The 21493-nt window shown below is 58.0% G+C and carries 15 protein-coding genes; 12 read left to right on the top strand and 3 right to left on the bottom strand.

Going from position 1 to position 21493, the window contains the following annotated elements; all coding sequences use genetic code 11:
- Positions 1-9: 9 nt before the first annotated feature.
- Both gudD and V1599_RS19960 read left to right on the top strand, forming a co-directional pair.
- Positions 10-1347 carry a glucarate dehydratase gene (gene gudD, locus V1599_RS19965; protein ID WP_395300724.1) on the top strand — a complete coding sequence of 446 codons (1338 nt, stop codon included), beginning with the start codon at positions 10-12 and terminating at the stop codon, positions 1345-1347.
- Between the two features lie 78 nt (positions 1348-1425).
- Entirely contained in the window at positions 1426-2565 is a 1140-nt protein-coding gene (locus V1599_RS19960) for a glycerate kinase (RefSeq protein ID WP_395300723.1), read from the top strand.
- Between the two features lie 120 nt (positions 2566-2685).
- On the opposite strand, the gene barA is transcribed toward V1599_RS19960, so the two are convergent.
- Positions 2686-5451, bottom strand: coding sequence for a two-component sensor histidine kinase BarA (barA, locus tag V1599_RS19955; RefSeq protein ID WP_112009723.1), 2766 nt, complete (start codon positions 5449-5451; stop codon positions 2686-2688).
- 57 nt (positions 5452-5508) lie between these two features.
- On the opposite strand from barA, the gene rlmD reads away from it, so the two are divergent.
- From rlmD to eno, 5 genes are all read left to right on the top strand, one after another.
- Positions 5509-6807, top strand: coding sequence for a 23S rRNA (uracil(1939)-C(5))-methyltransferase RlmD (gene rlmD / locus V1599_RS19950; protein WP_395300722.1), 1299 nt, complete (start codon positions 5509-5511; stop codon positions 6805-6807).
- A gap of 51 nt (positions 6808-6858) precedes the next feature.
- The gene (gene relA, locus V1599_RS19945; RefSeq protein WP_297115672.1) at positions 6859-9090 is read left to right on the top strand and encodes a GTP diphosphokinase; all 2232 of its coding nucleotides are present in this window, start codon (positions 6859-6861) and stop codon (positions 9088-9090) included.
- Between the two features lie 65 nt (positions 9091-9155).
- Entirely contained in the window at positions 9156-9947 is a 792-nt protein-coding gene (gene mazG / locus V1599_RS19940; RefSeq protein ID WP_112009720.1) for a nucleoside triphosphate pyrophosphohydrolase, read from the top strand.
- 223 nt (positions 9948-10170) lie between these two features.
- On the top strand, positions 10171-11808 hold the full coding sequence (gene pyrG / locus V1599_RS19935; protein ID WP_112009719.1) for a glutamine hydrolyzing CTP synthase: 1638 nt from the start codon (positions 10171-10173) through the stop codon (positions 11806-11808).
- A gap of 80 nt (positions 11809-11888) precedes the next feature.
- On the top strand, positions 11889-13187 hold the full coding sequence (eno, locus tag V1599_RS19930) for a phosphopyruvate hydratase (RefSeq protein WP_112009718.1): 1299 nt from the start codon (positions 11889-11891) through the stop codon (positions 13185-13187).
- 54 nt (positions 13188-13241) lie between these two features.
- Here the strand turns inward: eno and V1599_RS19925 are convergent, their stop codons facing one another.
- On the bottom strand, positions 13242-14066 hold the full coding sequence (locus tag V1599_RS19925) for a MurR/RpiR family transcriptional regulator (RefSeq protein ID WP_395300721.1): 825 nt from the start codon (positions 14064-14066) through the stop codon (positions 13242-13244).
- 167 nt (positions 14067-14233) lie between these two features.
- Here V1599_RS19925 and V1599_RS19920 point away from each other — a divergent pair, with 167 nt between their 5' ends.
- Genes V1599_RS19920 through queE form a run of 3 tightly spaced genes read left to right on the top strand, consistent with a single transcriptional unit; the run spans position 14234 to position 17226 of the window.
- On the top strand, positions 14234-15796 hold the full coding sequence (locus V1599_RS19920; protein ID WP_395300720.1) for a maltose/glucose-specific PTS transporter subunit IIC: 1563 nt from the start codon (positions 14234-14236) through the stop codon (positions 15794-15796).
- Positions 15793-16500: an N-acetylmannosamine-6-phosphate 2-epimerase gene (locus V1599_RS19915; protein ID WP_395300719.1), complete on the top strand. Its 708-nt coding sequence runs from the start codon at positions 15793-15795 to the stop codon at positions 16498-16500. Before V1599_RS19920 ends, V1599_RS19915 begins: the two co-directional genes overlap by 4 nt.
- A 54-nt stretch (positions 16501-16554) precedes the next feature.
- Positions 16555-17226 (top strand): 7-carboxy-7-deazaguanine synthase QueE, encoded by a 672-nt coding sequence (gene queE / locus V1599_RS19910; RefSeq protein ID WP_395300718.1) that lies wholly within the window; start codon positions 16555-16557, stop codon positions 17224-17226.
- Between the two features lie 29 nt (positions 17227-17255).
- Here queE and queD read toward each other — a convergent pair whose 3' ends face one another.
- Complete coding sequence (gene queD, locus V1599_RS19905) at positions 17256-17621, bottom strand: 6-carboxytetrahydropterin synthase QueD (protein ID WP_181573196.1); 366 nt, start codon at positions 17619-17621, stop codon at positions 17256-17258.
- 304 nt (positions 17622-17925) lie between these two features.
- Here queD and cysJ point away from each other — a divergent pair, with 304 nt between their 5' ends.
- Together cysJ and cysI are read left to right on the top strand one after the other, a co-directional pair.
- On the top strand, positions 17926-19731 hold the full coding sequence (gene cysJ / locus V1599_RS19900) for an NADPH-dependent assimilatory sulfite reductase flavoprotein subunit (RefSeq protein ID WP_395300717.1): 1806 nt from the start codon (positions 17926-17928) through the stop codon (positions 19729-19731).
- Positions 19731-21443 carry an assimilatory sulfite reductase (NADPH) hemoprotein subunit gene (gene cysI / locus V1599_RS19895; protein ID WP_112009712.1) on the top strand — a complete coding sequence of 571 codons (1713 nt, stop codon included), beginning with the start codon at positions 19731-19733 and terminating at the stop codon, positions 21441-21443. Before cysJ ends, cysI begins: the two co-directional genes overlap by 1 nt.
- The last annotated feature ends 50 nt before the right edge of the window (positions 21444-21493 follow it).

Below are 21493 nucleotides of genomic sequence, written 5' to 3'. Positions count from 1 at the left end.
GATTGAACAATGAGCACATTTTCCACTCCCGTCGTTACCGCCATGCAGATCGTTCCGGTTGCCGGACATGACAGCATGCTGATGAACCTGAGCGGAGCCCACGCGCCATTTTTTACCCGCAACATCGTTATCATCAAGGACAATTCCGGTCATACCGGCGTGGGCGAAATCCCCGGCGGCGAGAAGATCCGCAAGACCCTGGAAGACGCCATTCCGCTGGTGGTCGGCAAAGCGCTGGGAGAATATAAAAATGTCCTGAACGCCGTGCGTAACGCCTTTGCCGACCGCGATGCGGGCGGTCGCGGCCTCCAGACGTTCGATCTGCGCACCACCATTCACGTTGTGACCGGCATTGAAGCCGCGCTTCTGGATCTGCTTGGCCAGCATCTGGGCGTCAACGTGGCCTCCCTGCTCGGCGAGGGCCAGCAGCGCAGCGAAGTCGAAATGCTGGGCTATCTGTTCTTCGTCGGCAACCGCAAGCAGACGCCGCTGCCTTACCAAAGCCAGCCGGACGAGGCGTGCGACTGGTATCGCATTCGTCACGACGAAGCCATGACCCCGGACGCGGTGGTGCGCCTTGCGGAAGCGGCTTACGAAAAATACGGCTTCAACGATTTCAAGCTGAAGGGCGGCGTGCTGGCCGGTGAGGAAGAGGCACAGGCGATTTCTGCGCTGGCAAAACGTTTCCCGCAGGCGCGCGTCACGCTGGACCCGAACGGAGCCTGGTCACTCGACGAGGCGATCGCCATTGGCAAGCAGCTGAAAGGCGTGCTGGCGTATGCGGAAGATCCGTGCGGCGCGGAGCAGGGCTTCTCCGGCCGCGAGGTGATGGCAGAGTTTCGCCGCGCTACCGGCCTGCCGACCGCCACCAACATGATCGCCACCGACTGGCGTCAGATGGGGCACACGCTCTCGCTTCAGTCGGTCGACATCCCGCTGGCGGACCCGCACTTCTGGACGATGCAGGGCTCGGTGCGCGTGGCGCAGATGTGCCACGAATTTGGCCTGACCTGGGGCTCGCACTCCAACAATCACTTTGATATTTCGCTGGCGATGTTCACCCACGTCGCCGCCGCCGCGCCGGGTAACATTACCGCCATTGATACCCACTGGATTTGGCAGGAGGGAAATCAGCGCCTGACCAGGCAGCCTTTCGAGATTAAGGGCGGTATGGTTCAGGTTCCTACTACGCCGGGGCTGGGCGTTGAGCTGGATATGGATCGGCTTATGCAGGCTCACGAGCTATACCAAAAACACGGCCTCGGCGCGCGCGATGATGCGCTTGCCATGCAGTATCTGATCCCTGACTGGACATTCGACAATAAGCGTCCGTGCATGGTACGCTAATGGCATTGGGACCGCTCCCACGAGCGGTCGTTTTCCCTGATGTATGCTTAACAAAGTCAACATGCGTAAGGATGCTATATGAAACTCGTTATCGCACCGGATTCCTGGAAGGAAAGCTTGAGCGCCCTTGAGGTGGCGACGGCTATTGAGGACGGTTTCCGTGAAATTTGGCCTGATGCGGAATATGTGAAAATCCCGGTTGCCGATGGCGGGGAGGGAACGGTGGATGCCATGGTGGCGGCCACCTCCGGCGAGCGCGTAGTCGTTGAGGTCACTGGCCCGCTCGGAACGCGCATCTCCTCATTTTATGGCATCTCCGGCGATAAGCAGAGCGCCTTTATTGAAATGGCTGCGGCGAGCGGCCTTGAGCTTGTGCCTGCTTCAGCGCGTAACCCGCTGAAAACGACCTCGTGGGGAACGGGTGAGCTGATTCGCCACGCGCTGGACGCGGGCGTAAACCATATCATCATCGGAATTGGCGGCAGTGCCACCAACGACGGTGGCGCGGGCATGGTGCAGGCGCTGGGCGCGACGCTGCTGAACGAACAGGGGCAGCCGCTTGGCTATGGCGGCGGGGAGCTGGCGACGCTTAAGCAGATCGATCTCAGCGGGCTGGACCCGCGTCTGGCCGAGTGCCGCATTGAGGTGGCCTGCGACGTCACGAATCCTCTCACCGGGCCTGAAGGCGCCACCGCGGTATTCGGGCCGCAGAAAGGGGCAACGGCCGAGATGGTCGCCGCGCTGGATAACGCGCTGGGGCATTATGCAAAGATCATCGCCCGGGATCTGGATATCGACGTGCTCTCTCTTGCAGGGGGCGGGGCGGCGGGGGGCATGGGCGCGGCGCTTTACGCCTTCTGCGGCGCGACGCTGCGCCAGGGCATTGAAATCGTGACCGACGCCCTGCGTCTGGATGAACAGGTTGCGGACGCGGATATCGTGATCACCGGTGAAGGCCGTATCGACAGCCAGACCATTCACGGCAAGGTGCCCGTGGGCGTGGCGAAGGTGGCAAAGCGCTACAGCAAGCCGGTTATCGGTATCGCGGGCAGCCTGACGGCAGACGTTGGGGTGGTCCATCAACACGGTATCGACGCGGTGTTTAGCGTGCTTTATAGCATCTGTACGCTTGAAGACGCGCTGGGAAATGCCCAGGCGAATCTGCGCATGGCCGCGCGGAATATCGCGGCGGTGCTTAAGGTTGGGAAAGGGTTGTAGGGGGGATTCCCCTCACCCTAACCCTCTCCCCATAGGGGAGAGGGGACCGTCCGATGCGGTTTTTTCTCCCTCGCCCCTTTGGGGAGAGGGCCGGGGTGAGGGGTGAGGCCGCTCCTCCTATCACACCCCCAGCACCTTCCTCGCTTCCCGCGTCACGTTATCCATCTCATCCAGCAGTTCCAGAAACTCGGGCTCAAGCTCGGCCTCCGGCGTGCCGCCGCGCAGCTGCTGCTCCAGCAGCTGGCAGAGGTTTTTCAGCCGCGGCACGCCGCTGTAGCCGCAGCTGCCGTGCAGCTTGTGGATAGCGTCCAGCAAATCTTCCGGGTTCTCGCCCACCAGCTGTTCTTCCACCTTGTTGCGGATCTCCGGCAGGAACGCGATCAGCATTTGCAGCATCTCGCGCGCCAAATCGGTTTTACCCGCGGCCTGCCGCAGCGCCAGCTGCCAGTCGAGCGTCGCGTTAGGGTTAGCCTCAATAACCGGTTCGCTCGGCTGGGCAGAAAACGTATATGATCCGCCAATCTGACCGGGCTTGTAGCGCAGCAGCAGGTTGTGCAGCTTTTCTTCGTCGATCGGTTTCGCCAGATAATCGTTCATCCCGGCGTTAAGGAGCTTCTCTTTCTGGCCAGCCATCGCGTGGGCGGTAACGGCAATCACGGGCGTCTGCTGCTGGTGCGGCAGCTGGCGGATCAGCTCGCAGGCGCGGATGCCGTCCATACCCGGCATTTGAATATCCATCAGAATCAGATCGAACTGCATCTGTTTGGCCTGCTCGACCGCCTGCGCCCCGCTGGTGCACAGCTCAACGTGCTGAACCTGATCCTCCAGCAGCACGCCGATCAGCTTGAGGTTCGCCGGGTTGTCATCGACCGCCATTACCGTCATCGGCAGCTTGCTTTCTTCCTCTATCAGCGGCAGGGCGTGCTTGCTCAGGCGGCAATATTCCGTCAGTGCCGGAAGCAGGCGCGTAGCGGTAAGCGGCTTAAGCAGACAGGCGGCGGCACCGTCGTTTTTCAGCTCTTCGGCGTTGATCTGCGCATGGCAAGGCAGAGCCAGCAGCAGATAGTCGGTCATTGAGGCGGCCTTAGCCAGCCGCTCCTGCTGCATGGTCAGCTCGCCGGTGAAGGTCACCGGGATACCCATCAGCAGAATATCGTAATGATCGATAGCCAGCGCCGAGAAGGTCGGGCTGTAGATCACCTCAAGCGGCGTGGTGCTTAAAATATCCAGCGTACACTGCGCCGCCGCGGCGTTAGGCTCAACGTAAGCCAGGCGCATGCCTTTCAGGCAGCCGGTCATCGGGCCGTCCGTCAGCACGTTTGGGTTGAGGTCGAGATTGATATGGAACCAGAAGGTTGAGCCGCGGTTTGGCTGGCTGTGGAAGGAGATATCTCCGCCCATCTCTTTGACCAGCTTTTGCGTGATCACCAGCCCCAGACCGGTACCGCCGTGGCGGCGCGAGATGCTGGCATCCGCCTGACGAAACGCCTGGAAGAGGCGCGACTGATCGCGCTCCGGAATACCAATCCCGGTATCGCGGATCTGCACTTCAACCTGCACCTTGTTGTTACTGAGCGCCCGTTTCTCCACCAGAATATCGATATTACCGCTTTCGGTGAACTTGATGGCGTTCCCCACCAGATTGGTAATGACCTGCTGCAGGCGCAGCGGGTCGCCGATGACGTTATCCGGCACGTCGTTTTTGATGTTGAGCGTCAGCTCCAGGCCCTTGTCGTGCGACGAGTGGGCAAGAAGCGTCACCACCTCATCCAGCGTGCTGCGCAGCGGGAACGGAATGCTTTCCAGGATCAGCTTGCCCGCTTCGAGCTTCGAAAAGTCCAGTACGTCGTTAATGATCGCCAGCAGGTTGTTGGCCGAGCGCTCGATGGTATGCAGATGATCGCGCTGGGTTGGGTTCAGCTCGCTCTTAAGCGTCAGGCGGGTAAAGCCGATGACGCCATTGAGCGGCGTGCGAAGCTCGTGCGACATGTTGGCCAGAAACTCGGACTTAATACGCGCCGCTTCCTGGGCGCGCTTTTTCGCCAGATCCAGCTCGACGTTCTGAATTTCCATCTGCTCGAGCGTTTCGCGCAGGTCCGAGGTCGCCTGATCGACGTTGTGCTGCATCTCCTCATGGTACGCCGCCAGCGACATTGCCATAGAGTTGATGCCGTTCTTGAGCATATCCAGCTCGCCGAGCATAAATCCTTCCACGCGGCTGTCGAGCTGGCCGCGGCGAATGCGGTCAACGGTATTCACCATGTTGCGAATCGGGCCCGTCACGTCGCGCATCAATCGCCAGCCGAAAATCAGGGCAATACCGATGCAGAACAGCATCATCATGCCGGAGACAAAAATCTCTTTGTACTGCTGTAGCCGCACCGACTTGAGATCCAGCTCCAGCGCAACATACCCGAGCATGTTATTGCCGGCTTTGGCGTCGGAGGTGGCGGATTCATCAGGTGAATAGCTCTCGGAGATAATCGGCGTGCGCAGGATCATGATATCCCCGCGGCGCAATACGCTCAGGTGGCGCGGGAACGGCGTACCGTCCGGGATTTGCAGCTCCGCCGGGTCGAGATGAAAATTTGACGTTACGAACAGGCGGTTATGTTCGTCATACACGGAAATGGCCCGCACGATCTCGGAATGACGGCGGTGCAGCACGCTGATTAACTGGCCAATGGATTCACGGTTTTGCAGGTTCATCCCGTATTCGCTGGAGACGGCGAGCGGTTCGATAATGCTCGCTCCCGCATCTTCAAGCTGACGCTGCAGGTCGTTATAGCGATGCACCACAAAGAAGATACTCAGCAGCAAACCGATTAACACGGTGGGGGCGAGGATCAAAATCATCATGCGAGCACGCAGGCTGTAGTTGGTCATGGCGTTCCGTTATGGGACAATTAGGACAATTATGTATATTTGAGAAAAATCTCGGCGATGGCGCAATTCTACTCTGCAAAGCGACGCGTGACGACGCGTCAGATCATAACTGTTGAAGCAACGGACCTCGATCCCTTTGGTCAGGGCGTTGCACGCCACAACGGTAAGGCCTTGTTTGTTACAGGCTTGCTGCCAACGGAACGCGCTGAAATCACGCTAACGGAAGATAAACGGCAGTACGCCCGCGGCCGGGTAAAGCGTCGTCTTAATGATAGCCCTGAACGCGCCGTGCCGCGCTGCCCGCACTTTGGCGTCTGCGGCGGGTGTCAGCAGCAGCACGCCAGCGTTGCGCTGCAGCAGCAGAGCAAAAGCCGCGCGCTGGCCCGCCTGCTCAAGCACGACGTTAATGAGATTATTGCCGACCAGCCCTGGGGCTACCGCCGCCGCGCGCGCCTGAGCCTGAACTCTTCTCCAAAGGCCGGGCGGCTGGAGATGGGCTTTCGTCAATCAGGCTCCAGCGATATTGTCGATATCACGCAGTGCCCCATTTTGGTGCCCCGCCTTGAGGCATTGCTTCCTCACGTACGCGCCTGCCTCTCGTCGCTGGAGGGCGTTCGTCATCTCGGCCACGCTGAGCTGGTCCAGGCGAACAACGGCCCGCTGATGGTTTTACGCCATACCGCACCGCTGTCGCAAAAAGACCGGGAAAAACTGGAACGCTTTTCGCATTCCCAGGAGCTCGCGCTTTTCCTCGCGCCGCAAAGCGAGATACTGGAGCCGCTAACGGGAGAAGCGCCCTGGTACGCCGCAAACGGGCTACGCTTAACGTTCAGCCCGCGTGATTTCATCCAGGTGAACGACGGCGTCAACCAGAAGATGATTGCGCAGGCGCTGGCGTGGCTGGACGTTAAACCCACCGATCGCGTGCTCGATCTCTTCTGCGGCATGGGCAACTTCACGCTGCCGCTGGCGCAACGGGCGGCGAGCGTGGTGGGCGTAGAAGGCGTCGAGGCGCTGGTGGCGAAAGGGCAGGAGAATGCCCGGCAGAACGGCCTGCAGAACGTGACATTCTTTCATCAGAACCTCGAGGACGATGTTACGAAGCAGCCCTGGGCGACGCAGGGTTTTGACAAGATTCTCCTCGATCCAGCGCGCGCAGGCGCCCCGGGCGTAATGGCACATATTATTACCCTCGCGCCGACGCGCGTGGTCTATGTTTCCTGTAACCCGGCAACGCTTGCCAGAGACAGCGAGGCATTAACGGCGGCGGGTTACCAGATTCAGCGTCTGGCAATGCTGGACATGTTCCCGCACACTGGACATCTGGAATCGATGGTGTTGTTTGAACGTATCTAATTTGTTTGGCTTGTCGACTTCGACAGGCCCTTGTCCCTAAAGGAGAGGACGATGGTTGCGGTAAGAAGTGCACATCTCAATAAGGCTGGGGAGTTTGACCCACAAAAATGGATCGCAAGTCTGGGGATTTCCAGCCAGCAGTCGTGTGAACGCTTAACCGAAACCTGGGCCTACTGTTTGCGCACCACTACGGGGCATCCGGACGCCGACCTCCTTCTGTGGCGCGGCGTGGAGATGGTTGAAATCTTATCCATGCTGAACATGGATATCGAAACGCTGCAGGCCGCGCTGCTGTTTCCGCTCGCTGACGCTGACGTCGTTAGTGAAGACGTGCTGCGCGAAAGCGTTGGGAAACCCGTGGTAGCGTTGATCCACGGCGTACGTGATATGGCAGCCATCCGCCAGCTTAAGGCGGCGCACACTGATTCCGTCTCATCGGAGCAGGTCGACAACGTGCGCCGGATGCTGCTGGCGATGGTGGATGACTTCCGCTGCGTGGTCATCAAGCTGGCCGAGCGTATTGCCCACCTGCGCGAAGTGAAGGATGCGCCGGAAGACGAGCGCGTGCTGGCCGCCAAGGAGTGTACAAACATCTATGCTCCGCTGGCGAACCGCCTGGGGATTGGCCAGCTTAAATGGGAGCTGGAAGATTACTGTTTCCGCTACCTGCACCCGGCGGAATACAAGCGCATCGCCAAACTGCTGCACGAGCGCCGCATTGACCGCGAGCACTATATCGAGGAGTTCGTCGGCGGACTGCGCCAGGCGATGAAGGAGGAGAACGTGCGAGCGGAAGTGTACGGTCGTCCGAAGCATATCTACAGCATCTGGCGCAAAATGCAGAAAAAGCATCTTGCCTTTGACGAGCTGTTTGACGTGCGCGCGGTGCGCATCGTGGCGGAACGTTTGCAGGATTGCTACGCTGCGCTCGGGATAGTGCACACTCACTTCCGTCACCTGCCGGACGAGTTCGATGACTACGTCGCGAACCCAAAACCGAACGGCTACCAGTCTATTCACACCGTGGTGCTTGGGCCCGGCGGCAAAACGGTTGAGATACAGATCCGCACAAAGCAGATGCACGAAGACGCCGAGCTGGGCGTGGCCGCGCACTGGAAATACAAAGAGGGCACGACCGGCGGCGCGCGCTCCGGCCATGAGGACCGCATTGCCTGGCTGCGTAAGCTGATTGCGTGGCAGGAAGAAATGGCGGATTCCGGTGAATTGCTCGATGAAGTGCGCAGCCAGGTCTTTGATGACCGCGTGTACGTCTTTACCCCGAAAGGCGACGTTGTTGATCTTCCGGCAGGCTCGACGCCGCTCGATTTTGCGTACCACATCCACAGCGATGTGGGGCACCGCTGCATCGGCGCGAAAATCGGTGGGCGCATTGTGCCATTCACCTATCAGCTGCAGATGGGCGACCAGATTGAAATCATCACCCAGAAACAGCCGAACCCCAGCCGCGACTGGCTCAATCCAAACCTGGGCTATGTCACAACAAGCCGCGGGCGCTCTAAGATCCACGCCTGGTTCCGCAAGCAGGACCGCGATAAGAATATCCTTGCCGGTCGCCAGATCCTTGACGACGAGCTGGAACATATTGGGATCAGCCTGAAAGAGGCGGAGAAATTCCTGCTGCCGCGCTACAACTTCAACGAGCTGGACGAGCTGTTAGCGGCCATTGGCGGCGGCGATATTCGTCTGAATCAGATGGTCAACTTCCTGCAGGCGCAGTTCAACAAGCCCAGCGCCGAAGAGCAGGATGCGGCAGCGCTGAAGCAGCTGCAGCAGAAAACCTACGCGCCGCAGCAGCGCAGCAAGGATAACGGCCGCGTGGTGGTTGAGGGCGTAGGCAACCTGATGCACCACATTGCCCGCTGCTGCCAGCCGATTCCGGGCGACGATATCGTGGGCTTTATCACCCAGGGGCGCGGGATCTCCATCCACCGCTCGGACTGCGACCAGCTTGCTGAACTGCAGTCGCACGCGCCGGAGCGCATCGTGGAAGCCGTCTGGGGCGAGAGCTACTCCGCGGGCTATTCGCTGGTGGTGCGCGTCACCGCCAACGACCGCAGCGGCCTGCTGCGCGACATCACGACCATTCTCGCCAACGAGAAGGTTAACGTGCTGGGCGTCGCCAGCCGCAGCGATACCCGCGAGCAGCTTGCCACCATTGATATGACCATCGAAATCTACAACCTGCAGGTGCTGGGCCGCGTGCTTGGCAAACTGAACCAGGTGCCGGACGTGATTGACGCGCGTCGTCTGCACGGCGGTTAAACACACTCTTCTGAAGGCCGGGTAAGGCGTTGCCGCCACCCGGCTTGTTTTTAATGGAAAACACTATGACTCAAATCGACCGCCTGCTCGGCATCATGAAACGCCTGCGCGACCCGGAAAACGGCTGTCCGTGGGATAAAGAGCAGACTTTCGCCACCATCGCGCCCTACACTCTCGAAGAGACCTATGAGGTGCTGGACGCGATCTCCCGCGAGGATTTTGACGACCTGCGCGGGGAACTCGGCGACCTGCTTTTCCAGGTGGTGTTCTACGCCCAGATGGCGCAGGAAGAAGGGCGCTTTAACTTTGATGATATCTGCGCCGCCATCAGCGACAAGCTGGAGCGCCGTCATCCGCACATTTTTGGCGATGCCACCGCGGGTGATAGCGCGGAAGTGCTGGCCCGCTGGGAGTCAATTAAAAGCGCCGAACGCGCGGAAAAATCCCAGCACTCTGCGCTGGACGACATCCCGCTAAACCTGCCCGCGCTGATGCGCGCGCATAAAATCCAAAAACGTTGTTCTGGCGTAGGCTTTGACTGGACCTCCCTCGGCCCGGTGCTGGATAAAGTGCATGAAGAGATTGACGAAGTCATGCACGAAGCGCAGCAGGCCGTGGTGGATGAAGCGAAGCTGGAGGAGGAGATGGGCGATCTGCTGTTCGCAACCGTCAACCTTTCTCGCCACCTGGGTGTAAAAGCGGAAACCGCGCTGCAAAAAGCGAACATCAAGTTTGAGCGCCGTTTTCGCGAAGTTGAGCGTATCGTTGCCTCACGCGGCCTGGAAATGACCGGAATCGACCTCGATCAGATGGAAGAGGTATGGCAGGAAGTAAAACGCCAGGAATCTGATCTCTAACGGAATTTTGCGATCAAGCGCTATTTGTGTGATTTTTTAAATGACAAGCGCTTGATTTGCGTCAAAAACATTTACCCAAAAGGGGCTATTTTCTCACTCCTTATGTTTGTCATGGCCTGAGATGGAGACGGAGAATGAATGTTTGTGGCGCTCGCCGTGTTCGGGTATACTACTTTCCCGTCCTGGTTATTCCATCGTTTCACCCTAACTTCTCAGGTTCAGCATGACAACGAACTATATTTTTGTGACCGGCGGGGTCGTATCCTCTCTGGGTAAAGGCATTGCCGCAGCCTCCCTCGCAGCCATTCTTGAAGCCCGTGGCCTCAATGTGACCATGATGAAACTGGATCCGTACATTAACGTTGATCCTGGCACCATGAGCCCAACCCAACACGGGGAAGTGTTCGTTACTGAAGACGGCGCTGAAACCGATCTGGATCTTGGCCACTACGAGCGCTTCATCCGCACCAAAATGACCCGTCGTAACAACTTCACGACGGGCCGTATTTACTCCGACGTTCTGCGTAAAGAGCGCCGCGGTGACTATCTTGGTGCAACCGTTCAGGTTATCCCACACATCACTAACGCCATTAAAGAGCGTGTCCTTGCCGGTGGCGAAGGTCATGACGTGGTGCTGGTTGAAATCGGCGGTACCGTGGGTGACATCGAATCTCTGCCGTTCCTGGAGGCGATTCGCCAGCTGGCGGTAGATATTGGCCGTGAAAACGCGCTGTTCATGCACCTGACGCTGGTGCCTTACATGGCGGCCGCAGGTGAGGTGAAAACCAAACCGACCCAGCACTCCGTTAAAGAGCTGCTTTCCATCGGTATTCAGCCAGACATCCTGGTATGCCGTTCTGACCGTGCTATCCCTGCGAACGAACGCGCAAAAATTGCATTGTTCTGTAACGTGCCGGAAAAAGCCGTTATTTCAATGAAAGATGTCGATTCCATTTATAAAATCCCTGGCCTGTTGAAATCTCAGGGCCTGGACGATTATATTTGTAAACGATTCAGCTTGAACTGTCCGGAAGCAAACCTGTCAGAATGGGAACAGGTGATTTACGAAGAAGCGAACCCGGCAGGCGAAGTGACTATCGGTATGGTTGGCAAGTACATTGAACTGCCGGATGCCTACAAGTCCGTTATCGAAGCGCTGAAACACGGTGGTCTGAAAAACCGCGTTTCCGTGAACATTAAGCTGATTGATTCACAGGATGTTGAAACGCGCGGCGTTGAAATCCTGAAAGATCTGGATGCGATTCTGATCCCTGGCGGCTTCGGCTACCGTGGTGTAGAAGGCAAGATCGCTACCGCGCGCTATGCGCGTGAAAACAATATTCCTTACCTCGGCATTTGTCTGGGTATGCAGGTTGCGCTGATCGAATTTGCGCGCAACGTAGCGGGAATGGAAAACGCGAACTCTACGGAATTTGTGCCAGACTGTAAGTACCCTGTTGTGGCGCTGATTACCGAGTGGCGTGACGAAGACGGTAACGTCGAAGTCCGTACTGAGAAGAGCGATCTGGGTGGCACGATGCGTCTTGGCGCACAGGCCTGCCAGCTGTCCGACGATAGCGTGGTTCGCAAGCTGTACGGCGAGCCGGTCATCACCGAGCGCCATCGTCACCGCTATGAAGTCAACAACATGCTGTTGAAACAAATTGAAGCTGCGGGTCTGCGCGTTGCGGGCCGCTCCGGGGACGATCAGCTGGTCGAGATCATTGAGGTACCAAACCATCCGTGGTTCGTTGCCTGCCAATTCCACCCGGAATTTACTTCAACGCCACGTGATGGACATCCGCTGTTTGCAGGCTTCGTGAAAGCCGCCAGCGACTATCAAAAGCGTCAGGCGAAGTAAAAAGTTAGAACGACAACGCGTACCCTTGGTACGCGTTGTTTGTCTGGAGTTTTAGTTTAACTTGTACTGAGGAAAATCTAATGTCCAAAATCGTTAAAGTCATCGGTCGTGAAATCATCGACTCCCGTGGTAACCCGACCGTTGAAGCTGAAGTTCATCTGGAAGGTGGTTTCGTCGGTATGGCAGCTGCTCCATCAGGTGCTTCTACTGGTTCCCGCGAAGCGCTGGAACTGCGCGATGGCGACAAATCCCGTTTCATGGGCAAAGGCGTACTGAAAGCGGTTGGCGCTGTAAACGGTCCTATTGCTCAGGCAATCATTGGCAAAGACGCTAAAGACCAGGCTGGCATCGACAAGATCATGATCGATCTGGACGGTACTGAAAACAAATCTAACTTCGGTGCGAACGCAATCCTGGCTGTGTCCCTGGCGACCGCTAAAGCAGCTGCTGCTGCCAAAGGTATGCCACTGTTCGAGCACATCGCTGAACTGAACGGCACCCCAGGCAAATACTCCATGCCAGTACCAATGATGAACATCATCAACGGTGGTGAGCACGCGGACAACAACGTTGATATTCAGGAATTCATGATTCAGCCAGTTGGCGCGAAATCCCTGAAAGAAGCGGTTCGTATGGGTTCTGAAGTGTTCCATAACCTGGCAAAAGTTCTGAAAGCTAAAGGTATGAACACGGCTGTTGGTGACGAAGGTGGCTACGCGCCAAACCTGGGTTCTAACGCAGAAGCGCTGGCTGTTATCGCTGAAGCTGTAAAAGCTGCAGGCTACGAGCTGGGCAAAGACATCACCCTTGCGATGGACTGTGCAGCATCTGAGTTCTACAAAGACGGTAAATATGTTCTGGCGGGCGAAGGCAACAAAGCGTTTACCTCTGAAGAATTCACCCACTTCCTGGAAGACCTGACCAAACAGTACCCAATCGTTTCTATCGAAGACGGTCTGGACGAGTCTGACTGGGATGGTTTCGCATACCAGACCAAAGTACTGGGCGACAAAATCCAGCTGGTTGGTGACGATCTGTTCGTAACCAACACCAAGATCCTGAAAGAAGGCATCGAGAAAGGCATCGTTAACTCCATCCTGATCAAATTCAACCAGATCGGTTCCCTGACCGAAACGCTGGCTGCGATCAAAATGGCGAAAGACGCTGGCTACACCGCTGTGATCTCTCACCGTTCTGGCGAAACTGAAGACGCAACCATCGCTGACCTGGCTGTGGGTACCGCTGCTGGCCAGATCAAAACCGGTTCTATGAGCCGTTCTGACCGTGTTGCTAAGTACAACCAGCTGATTCGTATCGAAGAAGCGCTGGGCGAAAAAGCACCATACAATGGTCGTAAAGAGATCAAAGGTCAGGCGTAATCCTGAGCTTTAGTTCTAAAAAAACCCGCTTCGGCGGGTTTTTTTATGTCTGGCCTAAAGCAGAAGAGGCAGCGTTGCGCTGGCCGTCTGCTGGCTGACCTCGCCGTAGTGCCCATCAAGCGCGATAAGCGACGTGCTCAGCAGTTCGATCAGCAGCATCACACCCACCTTTGCATTCAATGCCCCCGCGCTTAGCGGTCCTTCAGGCTTTGCTGCCACCAGCTGTATATCGCAGAGTGAGGCCAGCGGGCTGCGCGGCGTATTGCTGAGCGCCAGCACCGGAACTCCACGCTTGCGCGCCAGCTTAACCACGTGGAGCAAATCGCGCGTTGAACCGGAGCTGGAAATCGCGACCACCAGCGAGTCTTCAGAAAGCGTAGCCGCGTTCATTGCCGCACGGTGCATATCGCTAAACAGCTGCGCCGGTTTGCCAAAACGCAGCAGCTTGTAGTGCAGATACTCCCCCAGAATCGCGCTGGCGGCCACGCCGTAAATCTGCACGGACCGCGCCTGATGCAGCGCAAGCGCGGCTTTTTCCAGTAATGCCCTGTCGAGCAGCCTGGCGGTGTCCTGCAGCGCCTGAACGGATTCGTCGACAACGCTGTCGATCGCATCGCCGTGCTGACGGGCGGGCTGCCCCTGCTGGATATCGAGCGCCAGCGCCATTTTAAATTCGTTATAGCCCTTACAGCCCAGCGTGCGGCACAGGCGCGTTACGCTTGCCTCGCTGGTAAGGCTTTCGCGCGCCAGCTCGGTAATGGTGAGGTAAAGCACCCGCGCCGGATCGTGAAGCACGAACTCGCCCAGTTTTTGCTGCGTTGGACTGTATCCAGAGAGCCCCTGACGCAGCCTCAGCAGCAGATTTTCATTTTCCGACATGCAAAATCCTTAATGCGTTTCTCTGCTGGCTAGTGTGGCGGAAAGCAGGGGAGAGATGCCAGTCATTTTAAAAAAGTATGATCCGCGTCCAGGTTGTTGGTGATAATTTTCAGTTTATATAATTTATATGGTAAAAATTTTCATCACTTCTCGGGGGAATGAAAAAAATGATGCAAATGATCAGTGGGGCGTCTTCGGGCGGATGGTTTGAAAAGGCGCAGCGCTTCGGCAAATCCTTCATGCTGCCAATTGCGATTTTGCCCGCGGCGGGATTGCTGCTGGGGATCGGCGGGGCGCTGTCGAATCCAAACACGCTGACGGCGTATCCTTTCTTAGACGTCGGCTGGCTGCAGGCTATCTTTACCATCATGAGCAGCGCGGGTTCGATTGTCTTTGCGAACCTTTCGGTGCTGTTTGCGGTGGGTGTCGCGGTCGGGCTGGCGAAAAACGATAAAGGCACCGCGGGGCTGGCGGCGCTGCTTGCGTTTCTGGTGATGAATGCCACCATCAACGCGCTGCTGATCCTGACCGGCAGGCTGGCGCTGGAAAATCCGGGGGCCGTGGGGCAGGGGATGACGCTGGGCATCCAGACGCTGGAAACCGGCGTGTTTGGCGGCGTGGTGATTGGCCTCGTGACCTGCTCGCTGCACCACCGCTTCAACAAGATTGCGCTGCCTCAGTTCCTGGGATTCTTCGGCGGCTCCCGTTTCGTACCCATCGTGAGCTCTCTGGCGGCCATCCTCGTTGGTGCGGCAATGACCGTAGTATGGCCGCACTTTCAGAAGCTGATTTTCGGCCTCGGTGGCCTGGTGGACGCCACGGGCTATGTGGGCACGATGCTTTACGGCTTTATCCTGCGCATGCTCGGGCCGTTTGGGTTACACCATATTTTTTATCTTCCCTTCTGGACTACCGCGCTCGGGGGCAGCGAGATAGTCAACGGCCATCTGGTGGAAGGCACACAGCGAATCTTCTTCGCCCAGCTGGCGGACCCGACCACTCGCCAGTTTTATGAAGGCACCTCCCGGTTCATGTCCGGGCGCTTTATCACCATGATGTTTGGCCTGCTGGGCGCCTGTCTTGCCATGTACCACACGGCAAAGCCGGAAAACAAAAAGCGCGTTGCGGGCCTGCTGCTCTCCGCGGCGTTAACCTCTTTCCTGACGGGCATCACGGAGCCGATTGAGTTCTCCTTCCTGTTCGTTGCGCCGGTGCTGTATGTGATCCACGCGGTGTTCGACGGCCTGGCGTTTATGCTCGCGCATATTCTGCACATCACCATCGGGCAGACCTTCTCCGGCGGATTTATTGACTTCGTGCTGTTCGGCATTCTTCAGGGCGAGGCCAAAACTCACTGGATGTTCGTGCCGTTGGTGGGCGTGCCGTGGTTCTTCCTTTACTACTTCACCTTCCGCTATCTGATTAACCGCTTCAATTTCTTGACCCCGGGCCGTGAAAAAGAGGCCATGGCGGACGACGTCGCGCTGTCGCAAAGCGAACGCGCCGCCGCCGTGATTGCCGGGCTAGGGGGCAAAGACAATCTGGAAGAGGTGGACTGCTGCGCCACGCGCCTTCGCGTCACGGTGAAGGAGGGGAGCAAGGTGGATGAAGCGGCGCTCAAGGCCACCGGCGCGCGCGGCGTGATTGTGCGCGGCAACGGTGTTCAGGTCATTTACGGCCCGCACGTCACAATTATCAAAAATGAAGTAGAAGAGAGCTTATCGTCATGAAAACCGTACTGGATAACCTGAAGGGAAAGCTGGTCGTCTCTTGTCAGGCGCTGGAAAACGAACCTCTGCACAGCCCGTTTATTATGTCGCGAATGGCGCTGGCGGCGGCGCAGGGCGGAGCCGCGGCGATCCGCGCGAACAGCGTGGTGGATATCGATGCGATTAAAAAGCAGGTTTCGCTGCCGATTATCGGCATCATCAAGCGCGACTATCCTGGAAGTGACGTCTTTATCACCGCGACGATGAAAGAGGTGGATGCGCTGATGGGCGTCTCGCCGGAGATTATTGCCCTGGACGCCACGGCGCGTCCGCGTCCCGGCGGGCAATCGCTCGACGCGCTGGTGGCGCAAATCCGCGCCCGCTATCCCTCGCTCCTGCTGATGGCGGATATTTCCACGGTGGAAGAGGCCGCGACGGCGCAGGCGCTGGGGTTTGACTGCGTCGGCACCACGCTCTACGGCTACACCGCAGAAACGAAGGGCCATGCCCTGCCGGACGATAACTGCGCGTTTCTTCGCGACGTGCTGGCGGCCGTCACGATCCCGGTGGTGGCGGAAGGGAACGTGGACACGCCGGAGCGGGCGGCGACGTGCCTCGCGCTGGGCGCGCATACGGTCGTGGTCGGCGGGGCGATTACCCGTCCGCAGCAGATCACCGAGCGGTTTATGGCGGCGATCGGCGCGCAAAGCACCGATGGGGCATGATCATCAGGCGGGGATCTGCGATACTTATCGTTTATCCCCTTAACTGAGATGACTATGCAGTACCCGATTAACGAGATGTTCCAGACCCTGCAAGGCGAGGGTTACTTTACCGGCGTTCCCGCAATTTTTATTCGTTTACAGGGATGCCCGGTTGGCTGCGCCTGGTGTGATACTAAACATACGTGGGATAAGCTCGCAGATCGGGAAGTATCGCTGTTTAGCATTCTGGCGAAAACCAAAGAGAGCGATAAGTGGGGCGGGGGCAGCGCGGAAGATCTGCTGGCGATTATTGGTCGTCAGGGCTGGACGGCGCGCCACGTGGTGATTACCGGCGGCGAGCCGTGCATTCACGATCTCACGCCGTTGACCGCACTGCTCGAAAAGAACGGCTACAGCTGCCAGATTGAGACCAGCGGCACGCACGAGGTGCGCTGCTCGCACGCTACCTGGGTGACGGTATCGCCGAAGGTGAATATGCGCGGCGGATACGACGTGCTCTCTCAGGCGCTGGAGCGCGCGGACGAGATCAAACATCCGGTGGGCCGCGTGCGCGATATCGAAGCGCTGGACGAGCTGCTGGCAACGCTGACGGATGAAAAGCAGCGCGTGATTGCCCTCCAGCCGATCAGCCAGAAAGACGACGCGACGCGCCTGTGCATTGAAACCTGCATCGCGCGCAACTGGCGCCTGTCGATGCAGACGCACAAGTATCTGAATATTGCCTAAAAAAAAGCCCGGTTTTGCCGGGCTATTTTTTACTCTCCGCGATACACGCAGCCTGCCGTACAGGTCTCTTTGACCATCACCGCGCTTAGCAGCGGCACCAGCGGCTTCATCTGATCCCAAATCCACTTAGCCAGCACTTCGCTGGTCGGGTTTTCAAGGCCCGGGATGTCATTCAGGTAGTAGTGATCGAGCCGATCGTACGTCGGCTTAAAGGCGGCCTTCAGCTCGGCAAAATCCATGATCCAACCGGTATGCGGATCGACCTCACCGGTGATCTCAAGACGCACCATAAACGAGTGCCCGTGCAGGCGGCCGCATTTATGCCCTTCAGGCACATGCGGAAGGTGGTGGGCGGCTTCGAAGGTGAAATCTTTAAACAGTGTGGTGGACATCATGAACTCTCAAATAATGCGGAAAAAACCGGCGCATAGTACCGGAAAGTACATTTTTTAGCATTAACTAAAACGGCTTTTACCTGAACCAGCATCCGAAGTGAGGCGTTTTTTCAGTTTTATGCAATAAAATCATATGATTACTTAATCGTTTTTATCGTTAAGAACGATAGCTAAAACAGGTTAGTCCATTTGGTTATTTATTATTTCCATCCCTTCTTTAATTGTTATTATCCTCGCCGTTAACCTTATCGCTAGTTTGGTTTTTTTGCATAAATTCCGCTTTGCTACTGGAACAAAACGACGCATGACGACACAGGCCCCACCTTCGAACCTGCTTCCCCTTAATCCGGAGCAGCTGGCGCGCCTTCAGGCCGCAACCACTGATTTTTCACCGACCCAGCTTGCCTGGGTGTCCGGCTATTTTTGGGGAATGCTTAACCAGCAGCCTGGCGCCGTGGCGTCGGCTCCTCCTGCGGCCGTTGAGATCCCGGCGATTACGCTTATCTCTGCCTCGCAGACGGGTAACGCCCGCCGCGTGGCCGAAGCGCTGCGTGATGACCTGCTGGCCGCTAAGCTGAACGTGAACCTGGTCAACGCCGGGGATTATAAATTTAAGCAAATCGCGTCAGAAAAACTGCTGGTGGTGGTCGCTTCAACGCAGGGGGAAGGTGAGCCCGCAGAAGAAGCCGTCGCGCTGCACAAGTTCCTGTTCTCGAAGAAAGCGCCAAAGCTGGACGGCACGGCCTTTGCCGTGTTTGGCCTGGGGGATACCTCGTATGAATTCTTCTGCCAGTCCGGCAAAGACTTCGACAGCAGGCTGGCCGAGCTGGGCGCCGAACGCCTGCTGGACCGCGTAGACGCCGACGTCGAATATCAGCCTGCCGCCGCCGAGTGGCGCGCGCGCATCGTTGACGTGCTAAAAGCCCGGGTGCCGCAGGAAACGCCGGCCCAGGCGGCGGTCACCGCCGCCGGCGCGGTGAACGATATTCACACCAGCCCGTATACGAAAGAAGAGCCGCTGACCGCGACGCTCTCCGTTAATCAAAAAATTACCGGCCGTGATTCGGAAAAAGACGTGCGCCATATCGAAATCGACCTGGGTGACTCCGGCCTGCGCTATCGACCGGGCGACGCGCTGGGCGTTTGGTATCAGAACGATCCGGCGCTGGTGAAAGAGCTGGTCGAGCTGCTGTGGCTGAAGGGCGACGAGCCGGTCACCGTCGACGGCAAAACGCTGGCGCTTTCCGAAGCATTGCAGTGGCATTTCGAGCTGACGGTCAACACCACGAACATTGTCGAAAATTATGCCACCCTAACGCGGAGCGAGTCCCTGCTGCCGCTGGTGGGCGATAAGGCGAAGCTGCAGCATTATGCGGCGACCACCCCGATCGTTGATATGGTGCGTTTCTCTCCGGCGCAGCTGGATGCCGAGGCGCTGGTAAGCCTGCTGCGTCCGCTGACGCCGCGCCTGTACTCCATCGCCTCTTCGCAGGCGGAAGTGGAGAGCGAAGTGCACGTGACCGTCGGCGTAGTGCGTTTTGATATCGAAGGCCGCGCGCGCGCCGGTGGAGCGTCCAGCTTCCTGGCCGACCGCGTGGAGGAAGAGAGCGAAGTGCGCGTCTTTATCGAGCACAACGACAACTTCCGCCTGCCCGAGAACCCGGAAACGCCGGTCATTATGATTGGCCCGGGGACCGGCATCGCGCCGTTCCGCGCCTTTATGCAGCAGCGTGCGGCGGATGAAGCGCCCGGTAAAAACTGGCTGTTCTTCGGCAACCCGCACTTCACCGAAGATTTCCTCTACCAGGTTGAGTGGCAGCGTTACGTCAAAGAGGGCGTGCTGACCCGCATCGATCTGGCCTGGTCTCGCGACCAGGCACAAAAAATATACGTACAAGACAAACTGCGCGAACAGGGCGCAGAGCTGTGGCGCTGGATCAATGACGGTGCCCACATTTACGTCTGCGGCGACGCCAATCGCATGGCGAAAGACGTTGAGCAGGCGCTGCTGGACGTGATTGCCCAATTCGGCGGTATGGATGCCGAAACGGCGGATGAATTTTTAAGTGAGCTGCGCGTTGAGCGCCGTTATCAGCGAGATGTCTACTAATGAGCGAAAAACATCCTGGCCCACTGGTGGTCGAAGGCAAACTGACGGATGCCGAGCGCATGAAGGTAGAGAGCAACTACCTGCGCGGCACCATTGCCGAAGATTTAAATGACGGCCTGACCGGCGGTTTCAAAGGCGACAACTTCCTGCTGATCCGCTTCCACGGCATGTATCAGCAGGACGACCGCGATATCCGCGCCGAGCGCGCGGAGCAAAAGCTGGAGCCGCGCCACGCGATGCTGCTGCGCTGCCGCCTGCCGGGCGGGGTGATTACCACCACACAGTGGCAGGCGATTGATAAATTTGCGGGTGAAAATACGATTTACGGCAGCATCCGCCTGACCAACCGTCAGACCTTCCAGTTCCACGGCATTCTGAAGAAGAACGTGAAGCCGGTGCACCAGATGCTGCACTCCGTTGGCCTGGACGCGCTGGCGACCGCCAACGACATGAACCGCAACGTGCTCTGCACCTCGAACCCGTACGAGTCCGAGCTGCACGCCGAGGCGTACGAATGGGCGAAGAAGATCTCCGAGCACCTGCTGCCGCGCACCCGCGCCTACGCGGAGATCTGGCTCGATCAGGAAAAAGTCGCGACCACGGACGAAGAGCCGATCCTCGGTCAGACCTACCTGCCGCGCAAGTTCAAAACCACGGTGGTGATCCCGCCGCAGAACGACATCGATCTGCACGCTAACGACATGAACTTCGTGGCGATTGCCGAAAACGGCAGGCTGGTTGGCTTTAACCTGCTGGTGGGCGGCGGTCTGTCCATCGAGCACGGAAACAAGAAAACCTACGCCCGCACCGCGAGCGAGTTTGGCTTCCTCCCGCTTGAGCACACGCTGGCCGTGGCGGAAGCGGTGGTGACGACCCAGCGCGACTGGGGCAACCGCACCGATCGCAAGAACGCCAAGACCAAATACACCCTTGAGCGCGTCGGCGTCGAGACGTTCAAAGAGGAAGTGGAGCGTCGCGCGGGCATCAAGTTTGAGCCAATCCGTCCTTACGAATTTACCGGCCGCGGCGATCGCATCGGCTGGGTGAAGGGCATCGACAATAACTGGCACCTGACGCTGTTTATTGAAAACGGCCGTATTCTGGATTATCCGGGCCGTCCGCTGAAAACAGGCCTGCTGGAAATTGCTAAGATCCATAAAGGCGAGTTCCGCATTACCGCTAACCAGAACCTGATTATCGCGGGCGTGCCGGAAAGCGATAAGGCGCAGATCGAGAAGCTGGCGCGCGACCACGGGCTGATGAACGCGGTCAAGCCGCAGCGTGAAAACTCCATGGCCTGCGTGTCGTTTCCGACCTGCCCGCTGGCGATGGCCGAAGCCGAGCGCTTCCTGCCGTCGTTCACCGATAAAGTGGAAGCGATTCTGGAAAAACACGGTCTGCCTGAAGAGCATATCGTCATGCGCGTGACCGGCTGCCCGAACGGCTGCGGCCGCGCGATGCTGGCCGAGCTGGGCCTGGTTGGGAAAGCGCCGGGGCGCTATAACGTGCACCTTGGCGGGAACCGCATGGGCACGCGCATCCCGCGCATGTACCGCGAAAATATCACGGAGCCGGAAATTCTCGACTCCATCGACGAGCTTGTCGGGCGCTGGGCGAAAGAGCGCGAAGCGGGTGAAGGCTTCGGCGACTTTACGGTGCGTGCGGGCATTATTCGCCCGGTGCTCGATCCCGCGAGGGATTTCTGGGAGTAACCCAAATCCCCTCACCCTAACCTGGTTTTTCACCCTCGCCCCTCAGGGGA

Source organism: Enterobacter sp. ECC-175, assembly GCF_043968675.1.
Taxonomy (GTDB): Bacteria; Pseudomonadota; Gammaproteobacteria; order Enterobacterales; family Enterobacteriaceae; genus Enterobacter.
The sequence above is the reverse complement of the archived record's forward strand: the minus strand, read 5'-3'. Positions and strand labels throughout refer to the sequence as shown.